This window comes from Parasphingorhabdus sp. (assembly GCF_048269865.1).
GTDB lineage: Bacteria > Pseudomonadota > Alphaproteobacteria > Sphingomonadales > Sphingomonadaceae > Parasphingorhabdus.
On the sequence record NZ_JBLWUA010000003.1, the window covers coordinates 215,256 to 231,616 of the forward strand.

Here is a 16,361-nt window from a genome sequence, read left to right on the forward strand (position 1 = left end):
TTGAATTCATTCCTCTTGGTTTCCCGCCGTTGCATCGGCTAGGGATGGGGTGACCAACTCGTGAAGAGGTTGAGATACAGGTAGACATGACCAAAAGATTTTTCGGCACCGATGGCATACGCGGTCTGACCAATAAACATCCGATGACCGCCGAGATCGCCATGAAAGTAGGACAGGCGGCGGGTCGCCATTTTCAGCGCGGCGACCATCGCCATCGCGTCGTTATCGGCAAGGACACCAGACTTTCAGGCTATATGATGGAAAATGCGCTGGTCGCGGGTTTTACCAGCGTCGGCATGGATGTGGTACAGGTTGGTCCGATGCCAACGCCGGCGGTGGCGCTGCTGACGGTATCGATGCGCGCCGATCTGGGCGTCATGATCTCTGCCAGCCATAACCCCTATTTTGACAATGGCATCAAGCTGTTTGGGCCCGACGGGTTCAAGCTGTCTGACGAAGATGAATTGACGATCGAGACCTATCTGGATGAGGATGCCAAATTGGCGCCAGCGGCGGATATTGGCCGCGCCAAACGGTTTGAAGATGCCCGCGGCCGCTATATCCATGCCGTAAAAATGTCGCTTCCCGATCACATCCGACTGGATGGCCTGAAGATCGTTTGCGACTGCGCCAACGGCGCGGCCTATCAAGTGACACCGTCTGCCTTTTGGGAATTGGGCGCAGAGGTCATTACGTTGGGCGTGAGCCCGAATGGGCTGAATATTAACGACAAATGCGGATCGACCGACGTGGCAATCCTGCAAGAGACGGTCGTCGCTGCCGGCGCGCATATCGGGATCGCGCTCGATGGCGACGCTGACCGATTGATCGTCGTCGATGAAAAAGGCAAGATCGTCGATGGCGATCAGCTGATGGCGCTGATTGGCTCCAGCTGGAGCCGCAATGGCTTGTTGCGCGGAGGCGGCATTGTCGCCACCGTCATGTCCAATCTCGGTCTGGAACGATTTTTGAATGCGCAAAATTTGGATCTTGTCCGGGCGAAAGTGGGCGACCGCTACGTGCTGGAAGAGATGAAAAAGGGTGGTTTCAACGTCGGCGGGGAACAATCCGGCCATATGATCCTGCTCGATCACGGTACCACAGGCGACGGGACAGTGGCTGCGTTACAAGTGATGGGCGAACTGGTTGAGAGCGGCAAGCCGGCCAGCGAACTATTGCATCTGTTCGATCCGGTGCCGCAATTGCTGAAAAATGTCCGCTACAGCAGCGGCCAGCCGCTGGATGATGACAAGGTCAAGAGCGTGATCGCCGAAGCGGAGAGTGAACTGGAAGGCAAGGGCCGGCTCGTCATCCGCAAGTCCGGGACTGAACCGTTGATCCGCGTAATGGCAGAGGGCGATGACGAGGATCAGGTGCACGCGGTCGTCGACCGGATCTGTGCCGTGGTCGAAGAGGTGGCTGGCTGATGCTGGAAATGCGCCCCGATTGCGAAAGCTGCGGCAAGGATCTGCCTGCCGACAAGTCCGGTGCGCTGATCTGCAGCTTCGAATGCACATTCTGTGAAAGCTGCAATGATGACCGGCTGCGCGGTAGCTGCCCCAATTGCGATGGTTCGCTGACCGTGAGACCGATCCGCTCAGCGGATTTGCTGGCAAAATATCCCGCCTCTACCGACCGGAAATATCAATGCTGAACTTTCTCGATGCCATGGACGCCCGCACGATCGTGGTCATGGGTCTGATCCTGCCGGTGCTGATTACGTTGCTGCTGTTCTTTTTCGCGCGGGGCTTTTTCCGCCGGTTCTGGATCCTGATCCTGTTTTTGGCCGGCGCGATGGAATGGTTTCTGATCGTGCAGGTCGGGCCATTGTTTCTGTGACCGGTAAATGCCCACGGATTTTGTCGATCGCCGGTTCGGATAGCGGCGGCGGCGCCGGCATCCAGGCGGATATCAAGACGATCACCATGCTCGGCGGGCATGCGATGACCGCAATCACCGCAATCACGGCGCAAAACACGCTCGGGGTTCAGGCCGTGCACCAGGTGCCAACCCAAATGATCTTGACGCAGATCGAGTCTGTGGTCAGCGATATCGGCGTTGACGCGATCAAGATCGGGATGATCGGCAGCGCGGATGCGGCAAGGGCCGTGGCGGATTATCTGACAAGACTGGATATCCCGATCATTTTCGATCCGGTGATGATTGCCACCAGCGGCAGCGTGCTGGCGGATGGCAATACGATCGCGGCGTTTGGCAAGCTGATGGATGTAGCATCAGTGGTGACCCCCAATTTGCCGGAACTCGAGGCTTTAGGCGGGATAGACGCGATATCGGCTCATGGCTGCCATCTGGTCGTCAAGGGCGGCCACGGAGAGGGGCCCTTGGTTGTGGACAAACTCTACGCTCCGGGCGGGCTGATCCGGTGTGTGGAGGGCAAACGGTTCGAGACAAGCGAAACCCATGGGACCGGCTGCACTTTTGCCAGCGCGCTGGCGACCGGGCTTGGCGGCGGGCTGGATCTGGATGCGGCGTTCGAGCAGGCGATTTCATTTACCCGTAGCGCTATCATCGAAGCGCCCGGTCTCGGCGGCGGAGGAGGTCCGCTTGGCCACCAATTCGTCACCGATTTTCAGGATGACCGGTGATGATCGCCGGCGTCGACGAAGCGGGCAGGGGGCCGCTTGCGGGACCCGTGGTGGCTGCGGCGGTGATATTGCCGGATGACAATGCCATTACCGGACTGGACGACAGCAAGAAACTGACCGCCAGGACCCGGGCGCGGCTCGAAGCAGAGATTCAGGCTCGTGCTCGCTATTCGGTCGCGCAATGTTCCGAAGCGGAAATAGACGATATCAATATCCTGCAGGCGACGATGCTTGCTATGACGCGGGCCGTCGAGGGTCTGGATTTGCCGCCGGACCATGTTCTGGTCGACGGCAATCGCTTGCCCCGCTGGCGCTATTCAGCCGAGGCGGTGATCGGTGGCGATGCGCTCCATCCCTGTATCTCTGCGGCGTCCATTCTGGCCAAGGAACATCGCGACCGGCTGATGATCGCGGCGGCTGAGCATTATCCGCAATATGGCTGGGAACGGAATAAGGGCTATGGAACTGCGGACCATCTCGCGGCGCTCCGGAAATATGGTCCCACGCCGCTGCACCGCAGGAGCTTTGCGCCGGTGGCGCAACTGGAACTGCTCTAGGCTTCGGCCTTGGCCGCCTTGGGCGCGATCTTGCGTTCGGCCAATACCCATTCGCCGCTTTCGCTTTTGATATATTTGGGCTGCCGGGTGACGTTCCAGACCAAGCCCAGTTTCTCGAGCAGCAGCAGGACATAGCCAGCAATATCGATTTCCCACCAGGCCATGCCCTGGAAGCTGGCGCGCGGGTGCTTGTGGTGGTTGTTGTGCCAGCCCTCGCCAAAGGTCAGCAGCGAGAAGATGAAGCTGTTCTTGGCGGTGCCGACGCCCTTGGTGTGCCGCTGCGACCCGACGACATGGGCATAGCTGGAAATGCCGAGCGTGATCTGCAGGACGACAAAGGTGCGGAAATAACCGCCGATCAGGATTGTGCCGATGACATGGTCCCAGCCGCCGAAGACAAGGCCCCAGAGGCCGGGAAAGATGATCAGCGAGAAGACCAGCCAGAACCAGCGGGTCTTGTGCAGCCACAGCACGACATCATTGTCGGCCAGACCCTTGCCGTAGATGCTCATGTCGGTGACGCAATCGTCCATGAACCAGCCGAAATGCGAATGGAACATGCCTTTCAGCCTGCTCGTCTTGCGACCGCGGCCGTCCAGCCAGGGACTGTGCACATCGCCGATTTCGTCTGAATGGGCGTGATGACGCCGGTGATCGGAGGCCCAGCGCAACACCGAGGACTGGATCGACATCTGGGCCATCGCGCCTAATATATATTGCATCGGCACCGAGGTTTCGAACGCCTTGTGCGAATAATAGCGGTGAAAGCCGAGTACGATCCCGAGCATCAGGACGATATAGCCGGCGATGAAGGCGGACCATTCGACCCAACCGGTGTCATGGGTGAACATCCACCAGACCGCTGCGATCGATCCGAAAATCTTGGATCCGAAGACGATCGCATATTCCTTGCGCTTTTCGCGTCCGGCCTCGCCGCCGACGATCACGCCGGGATGGGGGCGCGGTTCATCGCTCTGCTGAGAGATGCCGTAATCCTGCTGGTATTTATCACGGAAATTGCGCGCCATCGGTTTGCTGACCCTCGGACTGTTGGACTGAAAGGCTGCTCTGTTGTGTTCGCTTATAAAGGGAACGGCGGTTTTTGTGAACTGAATTTACATTTTTCACATTTTGCAAAAAAGTTCGGGAAATATTCTCCGGCGAGTCTTTTGAGTCACACCACTAGGGATTGAGTCTGGCTCGTTGGCCGTGACTCCATATCTGGTGCCGGACTCGTTTCGTTCTCACCCGTCACACTTTCGTTAACCATAAAGATACGCCTTTAACCTAGGTTAACGGCCTTGACCGCCCGCCGTTTCGGACTCACCGTGAGCGCGATTGGAAAAAGGATTACAGGTTCATGGGGATTATTGAGCGCATTCACGCGCCTGAAACACGCACTGCAAAACGAAGCACGAAGCAGGCCGTGGATTTGCCGCTCGGGCAGATATTGAAGATGGATTGCGTCGAGGCGATGGCCTCACTGCCGGACGCGTCGGTCGACATGGTCTTCGCTGATCCGCCCTATAATCTGCAACTGGGCGGCGACCTCTATCGTCCCGAGGGCGGGCAGATCGATGCCGTAGACGACGCCTGGGATCATTTTGACAGCTTTGCTGCCTATGACGCGTTTACCCGTGCCTGGCTGGCCGAGGCGCGCCGGATCCTGAAGCCCAACGGCTCGCTATGGGTGATCGGCAGCTACCACAATATTTTCCGGGTCGGCGCCTCGTTGCAGGATCTGGGCTACTGGATCCTCAATGACATCATCTGGCGCAAGGCCAATCCGATGCCGAATTTCAAGGGCACGCGTTTCACCAATGCGCACGAAACCCTGATCTGGGCGTCGAAATCGGAAAAATCGAAATATACGTTCAACTATCGCGCGATGAAAAATCTCAATGATGAATTGCAGATGCGCAGCGACTGGGTGATGCCGATCTGCGGCGGCCAGGAACGGCTGAAACGCAACGGCACCAAGGCGCATCCGACGCAGAAACCGGAAGCCTTGCTCTACCGGATCATGCTGGCGACGACCAACCCGGGAGATGTCGTGCTCGATCCCTTTTTCGGCACCGGCACCACCGGCGCGGTGGCCAAGCGGCTGGGCCGCGAATGGATCGGCTGCGAGAAAGAGGACAGCTATTGCGAAGTTGCCGAACAGCGGATCGCCGAAGCGCTGCCGCTCGACGAAAGCTCGCTGAAAACCATGCAGTCGCCGAAATCCAAGCCGCGGGTCGCTTTCGGCACGCTGGTCGAAACCGGCTATCTGAAGGTCGGCACCGAGCTTTGCAGCAAGAACCGCAAGTATAAGGCGAAGGTGCGGGCCGACGGCTCGCTGGTCTGGAACGGGCAGGAAGGATCGATCCACAAGATCGGCGCAACCGTGCAGGATGCGCCCAGCTGCAACGGCTGGACCTACTGGTATTATGATGACGGCAAGAAGCTGAAACCGATCGACGATTTGCGGCAGACCTATCTGCTGGCGACCGAACCCTGATATGGGCGCTGTCGTGGAAGAATTGGAAGCATGTGGCGCGGATTCGAGACTCTATCTGAAGCCGGTCGGGCTAGTTGACAGTCCGCAATGGCATGAGGATAAAAATACGCGATTAAACAATAGCTTGATCTGGTTTTCGCAGATCGAGTATCTGGTTGTCGAAAGCGGGCGTCCGAACCTAAGAGGTCTGGTTAACATCACCCAGTGGCCGGAATGGTCAAATGCCTTGCCGGAGCCGCTGGCTCAGCGCGCCGCGACCCTGTTTGCCAACCTGACCCGGCAGCATGAACCACTGACCTGCGGCGAGCGGATCATCCGCTTCGATCAGCCGCATGTAATGGGTATTCTCAATATCACGCCCGACAGTTTTTCCGACGGCGGCAAGCATCAGGATGATCCGGACAAGGCGGCGGAAGCGGGCCTGATGATGGCTGCAGCCGGCGCGTCGATCCTCGACATCGGCGGCGAAAGCACGCGTCCCGGTGCCGATCCGGTCTGGGAAGGCGACGAGATCAAGCGGGTGCAGCCGGTGATTGAAAGGCTGGCCCATTGCGGCGCGGTGCTGTCGATCGATACCCGCAAGGCCGCTGTGATGGAAGCGGGGCTCGCCGCGGGCGCGCATCTGATCAATGATGTTTCGGCTCTGCTGCACGACAAGAGGTCACTGGAAGTGGCTGGCGTGTCCGGGGTGCCAGTGGTGCTGATGCACGCGCCATCGAGCGGGAAAAATCCGCACCAGAATGACGGCTATGGCAATGTCGTCACCGACACGCTGGATTGGCTGGAGCAGCGGATCGCAGAGGTGGTCGCTGCCGGTTTTGAACGGGAAAAAATCATCGTCGATCCGGGGCTCGGCTTCGGCAAGTCGCTGACCGACAATCTCGCACTGATGAACAATATCGCGATGTTTCACACGCTCGGCCAGCCGCTGCTCATTGGTGCCAGTCGCAAGCGGATGATCGGGGCTTTGTCGAAAGAGGCACCAGTCGACAAGCGCCTCGGCGGTTCCATCGCCTTCGCCCATCACGCAATCCAGCAAGGGTCGCAAATCGTCCGGGTGCATGATGTGCCGGAAACGGTGCAGGCGCTGCAGGTCTGGCGCGGCATGCGCGATGCGGGGTTGACCGCGCTGGTTTGAATCCAAAATCCCTTTGGTCAAAACAGGAAAACGCGGCTAGCAGTCACATATCTTGAGACACCAAGCTACGGGGACCCAATTTGAAAGACCGCTCCGACCAGAGGGTTGACAGGATCGTCATCGTCGGCGGCGGTACCGCAGGCTGGATGACCGCTGCGGCGCTTTCGCAGAAGCTTGCTGGTACCGGCATATCAATCCAACTCGTAGAATCGTCTGCAATCGGCACCGTCGGCGTTGGTGAAGCGACGCTGCCGCAGATCCGCGAATTCAACCGGATGCTGGAGATTGACGAAGCGGAGTTGATGGCGCGCACCAGTGCCACGATCAAGCTCGGCATCGAGTTTCGTGACTGGGGCAGGGCGGGTGATCATTATATTCACCCCTTTGGCGTGCACGGCGAACCCATCGGCCCGGCCGACTTCCATCATTATTGGGCGAAGGCACATTCCGTTGGCAAGGCGGCTGATTTTGGCAGCTATTGTTTGCCGATCGTGGCGGCGAGGCAAAACCGCTTTGCCTTGCCGCCGGACAATCCGGCTTCACCCGCCCATGCCTATTCCTATGCATTCCAGTTTGATGCGAGCCTCTATGCCGCCTTTCTGGCGGACTATGCGTGTGCCCGCGGGGTCGAGAGGATCGAAGGCAAGATTGTCGCGGTCGAGTGCGACGGCGAAAGCGGCTTCATCCGGTCCGTCACGCTTGAATCCGGTTCTCAATTGTCCGGCGATCTGTTTGTCGACTGTTCCGGCTTTCGCGGTCTGTTGATCGAGCAGGAAATGAAAACCGGCTTCGCTGACTGGAGCCAATGGTTGCCCTGCAACCGCGCATTTGCCGTGCCGTGCACCATCTCCGGTCCCGTCGCCCCCTATACCCGATCGACGGCGCGCCCGGCGGGCTGGCAGTGGCGGATCCCGTTGCAACACCGGATCGGCAATGGTCACGTCTATTGTGACCGCTATATCAACGACCAGGACGCGGTCGATTTGTTGATGAACAATCTTGAAGGCGAACCGATTGCCGATCCCAAGCAATTGTTTTTCACGACGGGTAAACGCAAGAAATTGTGGAACCGCAATTGTATTGCCATTGGACTGTCGGGCGGGTTTCTTGAACCGCTGGAGTCCACCAGCATTGATCTGATCCAGAGCGGGATTTTGAACCTGGTCGCGCTGTTCCCGGAGAAGCAATGCGCGGCTTCGGATGTCGATGAATATAACCGGCTGATGGATCTCGAATATGACCGCATTCGTGATTTTCTGATGCTGCACTATGTGCTCAATCAGCGCGACGAGCCATTTTGGCGCGATATGCGGGAGATGGTCTGGCCTGACAGTCTGAGAGAGAAAATCGAGGCGTTCAAACGACGCTCCATCGTGCCGCAATATGACCAGGGGCTGTTTCAGCCGGCAAGCTGGCTTTCGGTCCTTATCGGGCAGAATCTGTTGCCGGAAGCCTGGGACCCTCGGGTTGATGCGATGACCGGTGACGAGCTTTCGACCCGTTTGCAGCGGATCAGAACATCGATTGAGACCGGCGTCGACCATATGCGCGATCATCGGGCATTTATCGAAAGCTATCGGGCCTGCTTTGTCGGAACAGAGGCAAAACCAGCATGAATGGCGGCGGTCAAAGAGTGAAGCGGATTGCCCTTTTCGGCAAGGGATATGCCCTTTGGCCGGTTGCGGCTTTGATCAGCCAAAATCTTCCGGCTGATATCGAGCTGATCGCTGTTGAAGAGCCGGAGGACGCTGATCCTGTGGCGATCACTATCCGTCTGGATGATCCGCTTCTCCTCCAGTTGGGAATCAGCGCAGAAGATTTGCAGGCGGCGAGCAGCGCGACATTTTCCTTGGCGACGGAATTGCGGGACTGGTGCGATACTGGCAGCCAGTTTTTCATGACTGGTTCAGGAGATCTGCCGGACGTCGAGAATATTGCCATCCACCAGATCATGCTGCGCGCGGCCTTGATCTATGACCAGCCGGACCGACTGGCCTATCTCTATCGACCCTTCCGGCTGCCGGCCCGGGCTGCAGAGGCTGGAAAATTTGCCTTGCAATCCAGCGATCCGCGATCTCCACTCAGCATGCTGCGGCCAACCGTTCAGATGGATGGCACGGACTATGCCGCGCTGATGAAGAAGATAATTCCAAACAAGCGGATGGAGCGTGTCGAGGCCCGGCCAAAGGCCGCGCACACGGCTTCTGGCTCTGGAATCATTGAGGGGATCGAGCTGGATAACGCTCTCATGGTCAAGGCCGATTTATATATCGACGTTTCCGGCGCTCTAAGCGGTCTTGCCGGTGTCGACTCTCAATCCGACTGGTATTCGATGGCTGGCGGAATTCCCTTTGACCGGCGGCTCACCGTCGAAGGTCTGGAAACGCCGCTGCAGCGAGAACGCCATGCGGTTGCGACGGCGATGGAGGGCGGACTGTTGATCAACACGCCGCTTCGGCAAACATCCGTCACCGAGCTGCTATATGCCTCAAACGCGTTGGCCGACGACGCCGAGCAGACATGGATCGACAATGGTGCGAAAACGGACAGCTTTGACCCAGGATATATCATCCGGCCATGGGCCGGTAATCTCCTTCGACTGGGCCGTGCTTCGTCCTGTTTCGGACCGTTTCTCTCTGCTGACATGACGATTTTGCAGCATCAGGCCATCCTCCTGTCGCGCCATTTGCCGGTGCATCTCGACATGACGGTTGAGGCGAGAGAATTTAACCGGCGGCATCTGGTTGTGGCGGAGCAAGTGCGGGATTTTGTGCAATTGCCCTTCGCGCTGAACCGCCGCGACGATGCGCCATGGGCCAGCGCTCGCCACAGCGATCTGCCCGACAGTCTGGCCATTCGACTGGAGCAATTTCGCAGCCGGGGACGGTTCGTTGCGTTTGACGGTGAAATATTCGATGGGCAAAGCTGGATCGACCTGATGATCGGCTTTGGCATCGTCCCGGAACGCTATGATCCGATGGCCCAGTCGCTCGACATGACCAATATAGCCCGCCGGCTGAAAAGGCTCAGTACCGCCTTTGATCACGCCTTGGGCGCGATTCCGGAATAGCCAAGGGCAGTCGGTATGTTCGACATCACCCTGTCCGTTCTGACCAGTCTCCCAGTTCAATCTGATGCACAAATAACTTTTACCTCAATAGCCGAAGTGGCATCATGTGATAACGAACCACTTGGAGCCTGATAACCATGTTGAAAACGCGAGTGGCTGTCTTTGCCTTAGCCCTTCTGATCGCATTTCCGGCGCACGGGGAGACCGTGAGCGAAGTCTATAAAGAATGGCTGACGGCGTTCAATTCTGGTGAGAAGGCCGCAATACGCGCTTTCTACGCTGAACGAATGGACGATCCGCAGGCGGCGTTCGCGATTGACACAGCAGCAGCCACGTGTGGCTTCGATCCGGTCCGCGTGGAGGACAGGGCAGATCGTAAAATGACTGTCCTTCTGGCCGAGCGCTGCTTTCCTGCGCTTCAGCGTCTGGACATCGAACTGGATCCGAGGGGAGAAAAAAAGCTAGCCACGCTCGATTTGAAGCCCCTGGCGCTCCCCGTTGAAGCTGCGGATAATCTGGTGGCGGCATTCGCTGACCGGCTTTCTGCGCGCAACGAGTTTGCCGGATCGCTGCTGATCGCGCAGGATGGCAAGCCGCTGTTGGAACGCAGCTGGGGAACGATCAAAGAGGGCGAGAGCGTTCCGATAACACTGGATACGCCGATGTTTTTGGCTTCGGCGGGAAAGATGTTCACAGCGGTATCCGTTCTTCAGCTCGCCGATGCGGGCCGGATCAACCTCGATGCCCCGCTGGGCAGCTACCTGACGGATTACCCCAATGCCGAAATGGCCAAGGTCACCATCCGTCAATTGCTTCAGCATCGAGGCGGTGCAGGCGACACTGCTATTCTTGGGCGGAATGACAGCGACAATCGCGCGCGGGTTCATACGATCGATGATATCATCGCGCTGAACGGTGATAGAGCCCCCAATTTTCCGCCGGGCACCGAGTCGGAATATTCAAACTATGGTTTCATTCTTTTGGGCGCAGTGATCGAGCAGGTCAGCGGGCAAAGCTATTACGACTATGTCGCAGACCACGTGTTTGCCCCCGCTGGCATGACCGGAGCCAGCTACCCTGACAACGACAACAGGCAGGGTGTCGCAACCGGTCTGACGACCTTTTACGGCGAAGAAGATGCGCTCGTTTCAAATGAGGAGGTGCTGCCGTGGCGGGGAATGCCGGATGGAGGCGGCGTCGCGACCGCTCACGATATGTTGAAATTCTTTAATGCCTTGCGAGCTGGAAAATTGCTGTCTCCAGAGATGTTCGAGCTTGCGACCGCGCCCGGACAGACGTCCTGGTATGGCGCGGGCTTCGTGACCGGTTCGAAGCCCTATGAGAGCTGGGGCCATGGCGGAAATTCTTATGGAATGGATGTCGCTATCCATCATTATCCTGCTGTAAATGCCACCTTCGTTTGTCTCTCGACAAGAGACATGGCGTGTAATCGCCTCATCTGGTCCTGGACCCCAAAAGTTCTCGGTTTGACTGAATAGCGCAACTCATGCGTCGACGAAGGTCAGCTGTCGGGGGTGCTCCGCGGCCGCTTTTCATTGGTCGTCAAATCATTCCGGATTACCGTGTCAGGTGCCTAGAATAATGTGCACCGTAACCGTTCATCCCGATACTATTCGATGAAACTTCAGGAACCGGGCCGGTCGCCCATCGTTTCGCCGAGACGCACCGCTCTCTCGGCTGCCCAGTCGTCCGAAAAGGCAATCGTGTCCTGTCGGAACAGCATCACGATCGTGGAACCGAGCAGGAATCGTCCCATTTCCTCACCCTTTTCGAGCGTGATATTCTGGTCGGCATAGGTCCATTGCACAATCTTGTCGGCGGGCTTTGGCTTGACGATGCCGTGCCAGACCGTTGCCATGCTACCGACGATTGTTGCTCCGACCAGCACCATCACGAACGGGCCATGCTCCAGTGATTCAAACACGCATACCACCCGCTCGTTTCGTGCGAAAAGATTGGGCACGCCTCGCGCCGTCGTGGGATTCACGGAAAACAGCGAGCCCGGCACGTAGGTCATTCTTACAAGCCTGCCATCGCAAGGCATATGCAGGCGATGGTAATCCCTGGGTGACAGATACAGATTGGCGAAGCTGCCGTTCCGAAATGTTTCTGCCAGTGCGGCATCACCGCCAAGCAGCTCGGTCGTTGTAAAGGAATGGCCCTTTGCCTGGAAGATGCGGTGGTTATCAATCGCCCCAAGCTGACTGATCGCGCCATCCACCGGGCAAGCAAAGTCCGCTGTGGTGATCGGTCGCGCGCCGGCTTTGAGCGGACGGGTAAAGAAGGCGTTGAAGCTGCTATAGCTGGCGATGTCCGGATTTTCGGCCTCGCTCATATCGACCAAATATTTGCCGACAAACCAGCGTATCAGCCGGGTCGTTAGCGCGCCTTGTTCTGCTCTGGCTATGCGGCCGGCAAAGGCCGTGAGGCCGCGCTTTGGCAGTATGTACTGAGACGCGACTTTCAGACGTTCGATCAATTTTTAATTCGCATTATCGCTCAATCGGCCAGTTCAACCTGCCGGACATCATAGCCGGCCTTGTTGAGATCGACGATCAGGCCTTCGAGTTGCTCGCGGTCCTTGGCTTCGCATTCGATATCGGTGATCAGGCCCTTGGCCGGCAGGTTGGTGAAAACCCGCTGGTGATAGACCTCGATGATATTGACCTCATGCTCGGCAAATTGCTTCACGACATTGTAAAGCGCACCGGGCTGGTCGCGCAGATGCAGACGCAGGCGCGCGAGGCGGCCCGAGCGGGCGAGGTCGCGCAGCAGAACATTGGCGAGCAGGCGGGTGTCGATATTCCCGCCGCACAGCACCAGGCCGACCTTTTCGCCCGCAAATTTTTCCTTGTTGGCCAGCAACGCGGCCAGTCCTGCGGCACCGGCACCTTCGACCACGGTTTTTTCAATCTGCAACAGCAGGCTCACCGCGCCTTCCAGCTCTGCTTCGCTGACCAGCAATATCTCGTCGACATATTTCTTGATGATTGCGGCGGTAAATTCGGAAGGGTTGCGAACGGCAATGCCTTCGGCCAGCGTATCGCCGCCAGCCGGCAGTGTTTTGCCGTTCAATTTTCCGTACATGCTGGGGTAGAGACCAGCCTGTACGCCGGTCATCTTGATCCCCGGCTTGATTGCGGCTGCTGCGGTCGACATGCCGGAAAACAGCCCGCCGCCGCCAATCGGAATGATCAGCCGTTCCAGATCTGGAATGGCCTCGAGCATTTCAATGGCGACTGTACCCTGTCCAGCGGCGACGCGCGGATCATCAAAAGCATGGATATAGGTCAGGCCCCGTTGCTCCGAGAGCAGCATGGCATGCGCATAGGCTTCATCATAATTGCTGCCAAAAATCACGATTTCGGCGCCATGACCGCGGGTCTGCTCAACCTTCACCATGGGTGTCGTGCTCGGCATCACGATTGTCGCAGGAATGGAAAGATTCTTGGCATTATAGGCCAGACCCTGGGCATGATTGCCGGCAGAGGCAGCGATCACTCCGGCCTGCCGCTTGCTCTCGTCCATCAGCAATAGCGCGTTGAGCGCCCCGCGTTCTTTATACGCCGCGGTAAATTGCAGGTTCTCAAATTTGAGGTAAACCTCCGCACCGCTGAGTTCCGAAAGAGTAATGCTCTTCAGCGTCGGCGTGTGCACGACGCGGTCTTTAATGCGTTCATGCGCGGCTTTCACATCAGCGAAGTCAAACGAGGGCAGGGCGGTGGTCTGGGTGTCATTCATAATGCCAGTGCCCCTAACGCATCTGGTCATCGAGGGAAACAATCATTATGGCCTTATCAGGGGACAAGGAAATCTATGGCAAAAATTGCATTTATCGGAATCGGTGTGATGGGCGGGCCGATGGCCGGGCATCTGGTCAAAGCGGGTCATGAGCTGACGGTTTATAACCGCAGCAGAGCCAAGGCGGAGGCCTGGGTGAGCGCACATGGTGGAACGCTGGCGGACAACCCGGCTGACGCAGCCCGGGGCAAGGAGATCGTGATCACCTGCGTCGGCAATGATGACGATCTGGCCTCTGTAACCATGGGACGCGACGGTGCCTTCTCAACCATGCCGTCCGGTTCCCTGTTCATTGACCATACCACCGTCTCGGCGCGGATCGCGCGCCAGCTGTCGGTGGAAGCGGAAGGACACGCCATTCAGGTCGTTGATGCGCCGGTTTCCGGCGGGCAGGCCGGGGCAGAAAAGGGCAAGCTGTCGATCATGTGCGGCGGCAGCGAGCAGGCCTTTGCGGCTGCGGAATCGATCATGTCGGCCTATGCCGGAAGAATTGTCCATGTTGGTCGTACCGGTGCCGGTCAGACCACGAAAATGTGCAATCAAATTGCTATTGCCGGAGTACTCGAGGGATTGTCGGAAGCGCTGCGTTTTGCCCAGGCCAGCCGGCTGGATCTGGATAAAGTCTATGAAGCCATCTCCGGTGGCGCGGCGCAAAGCTGGCAAATGGACAACCGCTGGGCGACGATGGCGGTTGATGACTTTGATTTCGGCTTCGCGGTTGACTGGATGCGCAAGGACCTTGGGCTGGCCATAGAGGAGGCCCGGACTAATGGCGCGACCATACCGGTCGCCGCGCTGGTCGATCAATTTTATGCTGAAGTGCAAGCCGCAGGCGGCGGTCGCAATGACACGAGTTCATTGGTCTCTCGCCTTCCGAAAAGAACATGAGGAAGGCGAAAGTGATGAGCGGCTGGCTAAAAAGATGGAGCGCAATTTTTTGCGGGGGTGCGACGGCTCTGTTGCTCGTGCCCGGTGCTGCTCAGGCCGACAGTCTGATCGAAAATGTTAACGGCATGACCCTCGACAGCGACGGCGAGGTGATCCGCTTTACTGGAATGCTGATCGACGATGATGGCAAGGTCAAGAAGCTGCTGGACCGTCGCGACAAGCGGCCGCGCGAAGTCGATTTTCAGTTTGATGGCAAAGGTCAGTCTCTGATTCCTGGATTTTTCGACGCTCACGGTCATGTCATGGCCATGGGCTTTGCCGCGCTAACGCTCGACCTTTCCAAGAGCAAGACGCTGGCAGAAGCGCTGGCCATGATCGCTCAATATGCTGCGGACAACCCGAACCGGCAATGGATTATCGGCAATGGCTGGAACCAGGAAGCTTGGGGTCTGGGCCGCTTCCCGACTGCTGCAGAACTCGATGCAGTCGTCCCGGATCGTCCGGTGTTCCTGAGCCGGGTTGACGGTCACGCGGCGTGGGCGAACAGCGCTGCGATGCGGGCGGCCGGTGTTTCCGCCGCGTCCAAAGCGCCCAGCGGCGGCACCATCGCCAAAGAGGGGGGCAAGCCGTCCGGCATTTTCGTCGATGCTGCGATGGATCTGTTTAACGAAGCCATTCCTGAGCCAAAACCGGCGGAGCGCGACTTGGCGCTTGGCAAGGCGCAGGACATCTTGCTGGCAAATGGCGTGACCTCGATCGCCGACATGGGCACGACCCTGCAGGATTGGCAGAGCTTCCGCAGGGCAGGTGACAAGGGACAGTTGAAGATCCGGATCGTTTCCTACGCCTATGGCATAGACAATATGATCGCGATCGCCGGGCCGGGGCCATCACCCTGGCTGTATGACGATCATCTGAAGATGGCGGGGGTAAAGCTCTATATTGATGGCGCGCTGGGATCGCGAGGCGCGCTGCTGAAACAGCCCTATGCAGACATGCCGGGTGAATCCGGTCTGTCGATGCTCACCGCGGCGCAGTTGAAAAACAAGATGAGCCGGGCGGCGATGGACGGATTTCAGACAGCGGTGCATGCGATTGGCGACAAGGCCAATGATGAAGTCCTGTCCGCCATCGAGGAACTGAGCGATACCTACAAGGGGGATCGCCGCTGGCGGGTCGAGCATGCACAGATCATTGATCCCGCCGACATCAGCCGCTTTGCCGAATTCGGGGCGATTGCTTCGATGCAGCCAGTGCATCAAACTTCGGACCGGTTGATGGCAGAAGCGCGACTGGGGCCTGACCGCCTTGTCGGCGCCTACGCCTGGAAATCGTTACTCGATTCAGGCGCCGTTTTGGCCTTCGGTACCGACGTGCCGGTGGAATCGTCCGATCCCTTTGCTGGTCTGGCTGCCGCGATGACCCGGGAAGACGCCAACGGACAGCCGTTCGGTGGCTGGATGCCCAGCGAACGTCTGGGCCGGGAACAGGCCTGGCGGGCTTACACGATTGGCTCCGCCTATGCCGCTTTTGCCGAAGACCGGCTCGGCAGCCTCGAGCCGGGCAGAAGGGCCGATTTTCTGATTGTCGATCAGGATATTCTTCTGGCCACGCCCGCGCAAATCAGAAAAACGCAGGTCCTTCAGACCTGGGTCGGGGGCAAGCCGGTATTGGTGAAAAACTGAGCTTTTCTGCCAATAAGGGGTGTTTATAACGCAGGTGCACAAAAAAATTTGCTAATCGGTTGCGGCGAATCGGACAATGCTGTAGATGGTTGGTT

Annotated in this window: 15 protein-coding genes; 12 read left to right on the forward strand and 3 right to left on the reverse strand. The window is 58.1% G+C overall.

The window, feature by feature from the left end; all coding sequences use genetic code 11:
* Positions 1–86 precede the first annotated feature (86 nt).
* The 5 genes from glmM to ACN0WW_RS05370 are packed head-to-tail and all read left to right on the forward strand — an operon-like array spanning position 87 to position 3,163.
* Positions 87–1,427 (forward strand): phosphoglucosamine mutase, encoded by a 1,341-nt coding sequence (glmM, locus tag ACN0WW_RS05350; RefSeq protein WP_417610162.1) that lies wholly within the window; start codon positions 87–89, stop codon positions 1,425–1,427.
* Positions 1,427–1,654, forward strand: a complete 228-nt coding sequence (locus ACN0WW_RS05355) for a DUF1272 domain-containing protein (protein WP_417610164.1) — start codon at positions 1,427–1,429, stop codon at positions 1,652–1,654. Before glmM ends, ACN0WW_RS05355 begins: the two co-directional genes overlap by 1 nt.
* The gene (locus ACN0WW_RS05360) at positions 1,648–1,839 is read left to right on the forward strand and encodes a hypothetical protein (RefSeq protein WP_417610166.1); all 192 of its coding nucleotides are present in this window, start codon (positions 1,648–1,650) and stop codon (positions 1,837–1,839) included. The genes ACN0WW_RS05355 and ACN0WW_RS05360 overlap by 7 nt, the downstream gene beginning before the upstream one ends.
* Positions 1,836–2,606: a bifunctional hydroxymethylpyrimidine kinase/phosphomethylpyrimidine kinase gene (gene thiD / locus ACN0WW_RS05365; RefSeq protein WP_417610168.1), complete on the forward strand. Its 771-nt coding sequence runs from the start codon at positions 1,836–1,838 to the stop codon at positions 2,604–2,606. Before ACN0WW_RS05360 ends, thiD begins: the two co-directional genes overlap by 4 nt.
* Positions 2,606–3,163 carry a ribonuclease HII gene (locus tag ACN0WW_RS05370; RefSeq protein WP_417610170.1) on the forward strand — a complete coding sequence of 186 codons (558 nt, stop codon included), beginning with the start codon at positions 2,606–2,608 and terminating at the stop codon, positions 3,161–3,163. The genes thiD and ACN0WW_RS05370 overlap by 1 nt, the downstream gene beginning before the upstream one ends.
* Here the strand turns inward: ACN0WW_RS05370 and ACN0WW_RS05375 are convergent.
* On the reverse strand, positions 3,160–4,191 hold the full coding sequence (locus tag ACN0WW_RS05375) for an acyl-CoA desaturase (RefSeq protein ID WP_417610172.1): 1,032 nt from the start codon (positions 4,189–4,191) through the stop codon (positions 3,160–3,162). The two genes, ACN0WW_RS05370 and ACN0WW_RS05375, sit on opposite strands and share 4 nt — an antisense overlap.
* Before the next feature lie 332 nt (positions 4,192–4,523).
* Here ACN0WW_RS05375 and ACN0WW_RS05380 point away from each other — a divergent pair, with 332 nt between their 5' ends.
* The 5 genes from ACN0WW_RS05380 (at position 4,524) to ACN0WW_RS05400 (ending at position 11,370) form a co-directional block, all read left to right on the forward strand.
* Complete coding sequence (locus ACN0WW_RS05380) at positions 4,524–5,663, forward strand: site-specific DNA-methyltransferase (protein WP_417610174.1); 1,140 nt, start codon at positions 4,524–4,526, stop codon at positions 5,661–5,663.
* A gap of 1 nt (position 5,664) precedes the next feature.
* Entirely contained in the window at positions 5,665–6,801 is a 1,137-nt protein-coding gene (folP, locus tag ACN0WW_RS05385) for a dihydropteroate synthase (protein ID WP_417610176.1), read from the forward strand.
* Between the two features lie 80 nt (positions 6,802–6,881).
* Positions 6,882–8,417 (forward strand): tryptophan halogenase family protein, encoded by a 1,536-nt coding sequence (locus ACN0WW_RS05390; RefSeq protein WP_417610178.1) that lies wholly within the window; start codon positions 6,882–6,884, stop codon positions 8,415–8,417.
* Positions 8,414–9,871: a tryptophan 7-halogenase gene (locus tag ACN0WW_RS05395; RefSeq protein WP_417610180.1), complete on the forward strand. Its 1,458-nt coding sequence runs from the start codon at positions 8,414–8,416 to the stop codon at positions 9,869–9,871. Before ACN0WW_RS05390 ends, ACN0WW_RS05395 begins: the two co-directional genes overlap by 4 nt.
* A gap of 206 nt (positions 9,872–10,077) precedes the next feature.
* On the forward strand, positions 10,078–11,370 hold the full coding sequence (locus tag ACN0WW_RS05400; protein WP_417610182.1) for a serine hydrolase domain-containing protein: 1,293 nt from the start codon (positions 10,078–10,080) through the stop codon (positions 11,368–11,370).
* 146 nt (positions 11,371–11,516) lie between these two features.
* On the opposite strand, the gene asd is transcribed toward ACN0WW_RS05400, so the two are convergent.
* Positions 11,517–12,371 (reverse strand): archaetidylserine decarboxylase, encoded by an 855-nt coding sequence (asd, locus tag ACN0WW_RS05405; protein WP_417610184.1) that lies wholly within the window; start codon positions 12,369–12,371, stop codon positions 11,517–11,519.
* A 20-nt stretch (positions 12,372–12,391) separates the two neighbouring features.
* Entirely contained in the window at positions 12,392–13,633 is a 1,242-nt protein-coding gene (locus tag ACN0WW_RS05410) for a threonine ammonia-lyase (protein ID WP_417610186.1), read from the reverse strand.
* Between the two features lie 75 nt (positions 13,634–13,708).
* Between ACN0WW_RS05410 and ACN0WW_RS05415 the strand changes: the two genes are divergently transcribed.
* Complete coding sequence (locus tag ACN0WW_RS05415) at positions 13,709–14,581, forward strand: NAD(P)-dependent oxidoreductase (protein WP_417610188.1); 873 nt, start codon at positions 13,709–13,711, stop codon at positions 14,579–14,581.
* 14 nt (positions 14,582–14,595) lie between these two features.
* Complete coding sequence (locus tag ACN0WW_RS05420) at positions 14,596–16,266, forward strand: amidohydrolase (protein WP_417610190.1); 1,671 nt, start codon at positions 14,596–14,598, stop codon at positions 16,264–16,266.
* The last annotated feature ends 95 nt before the right edge of the window (positions 16,267–16,361 follow it).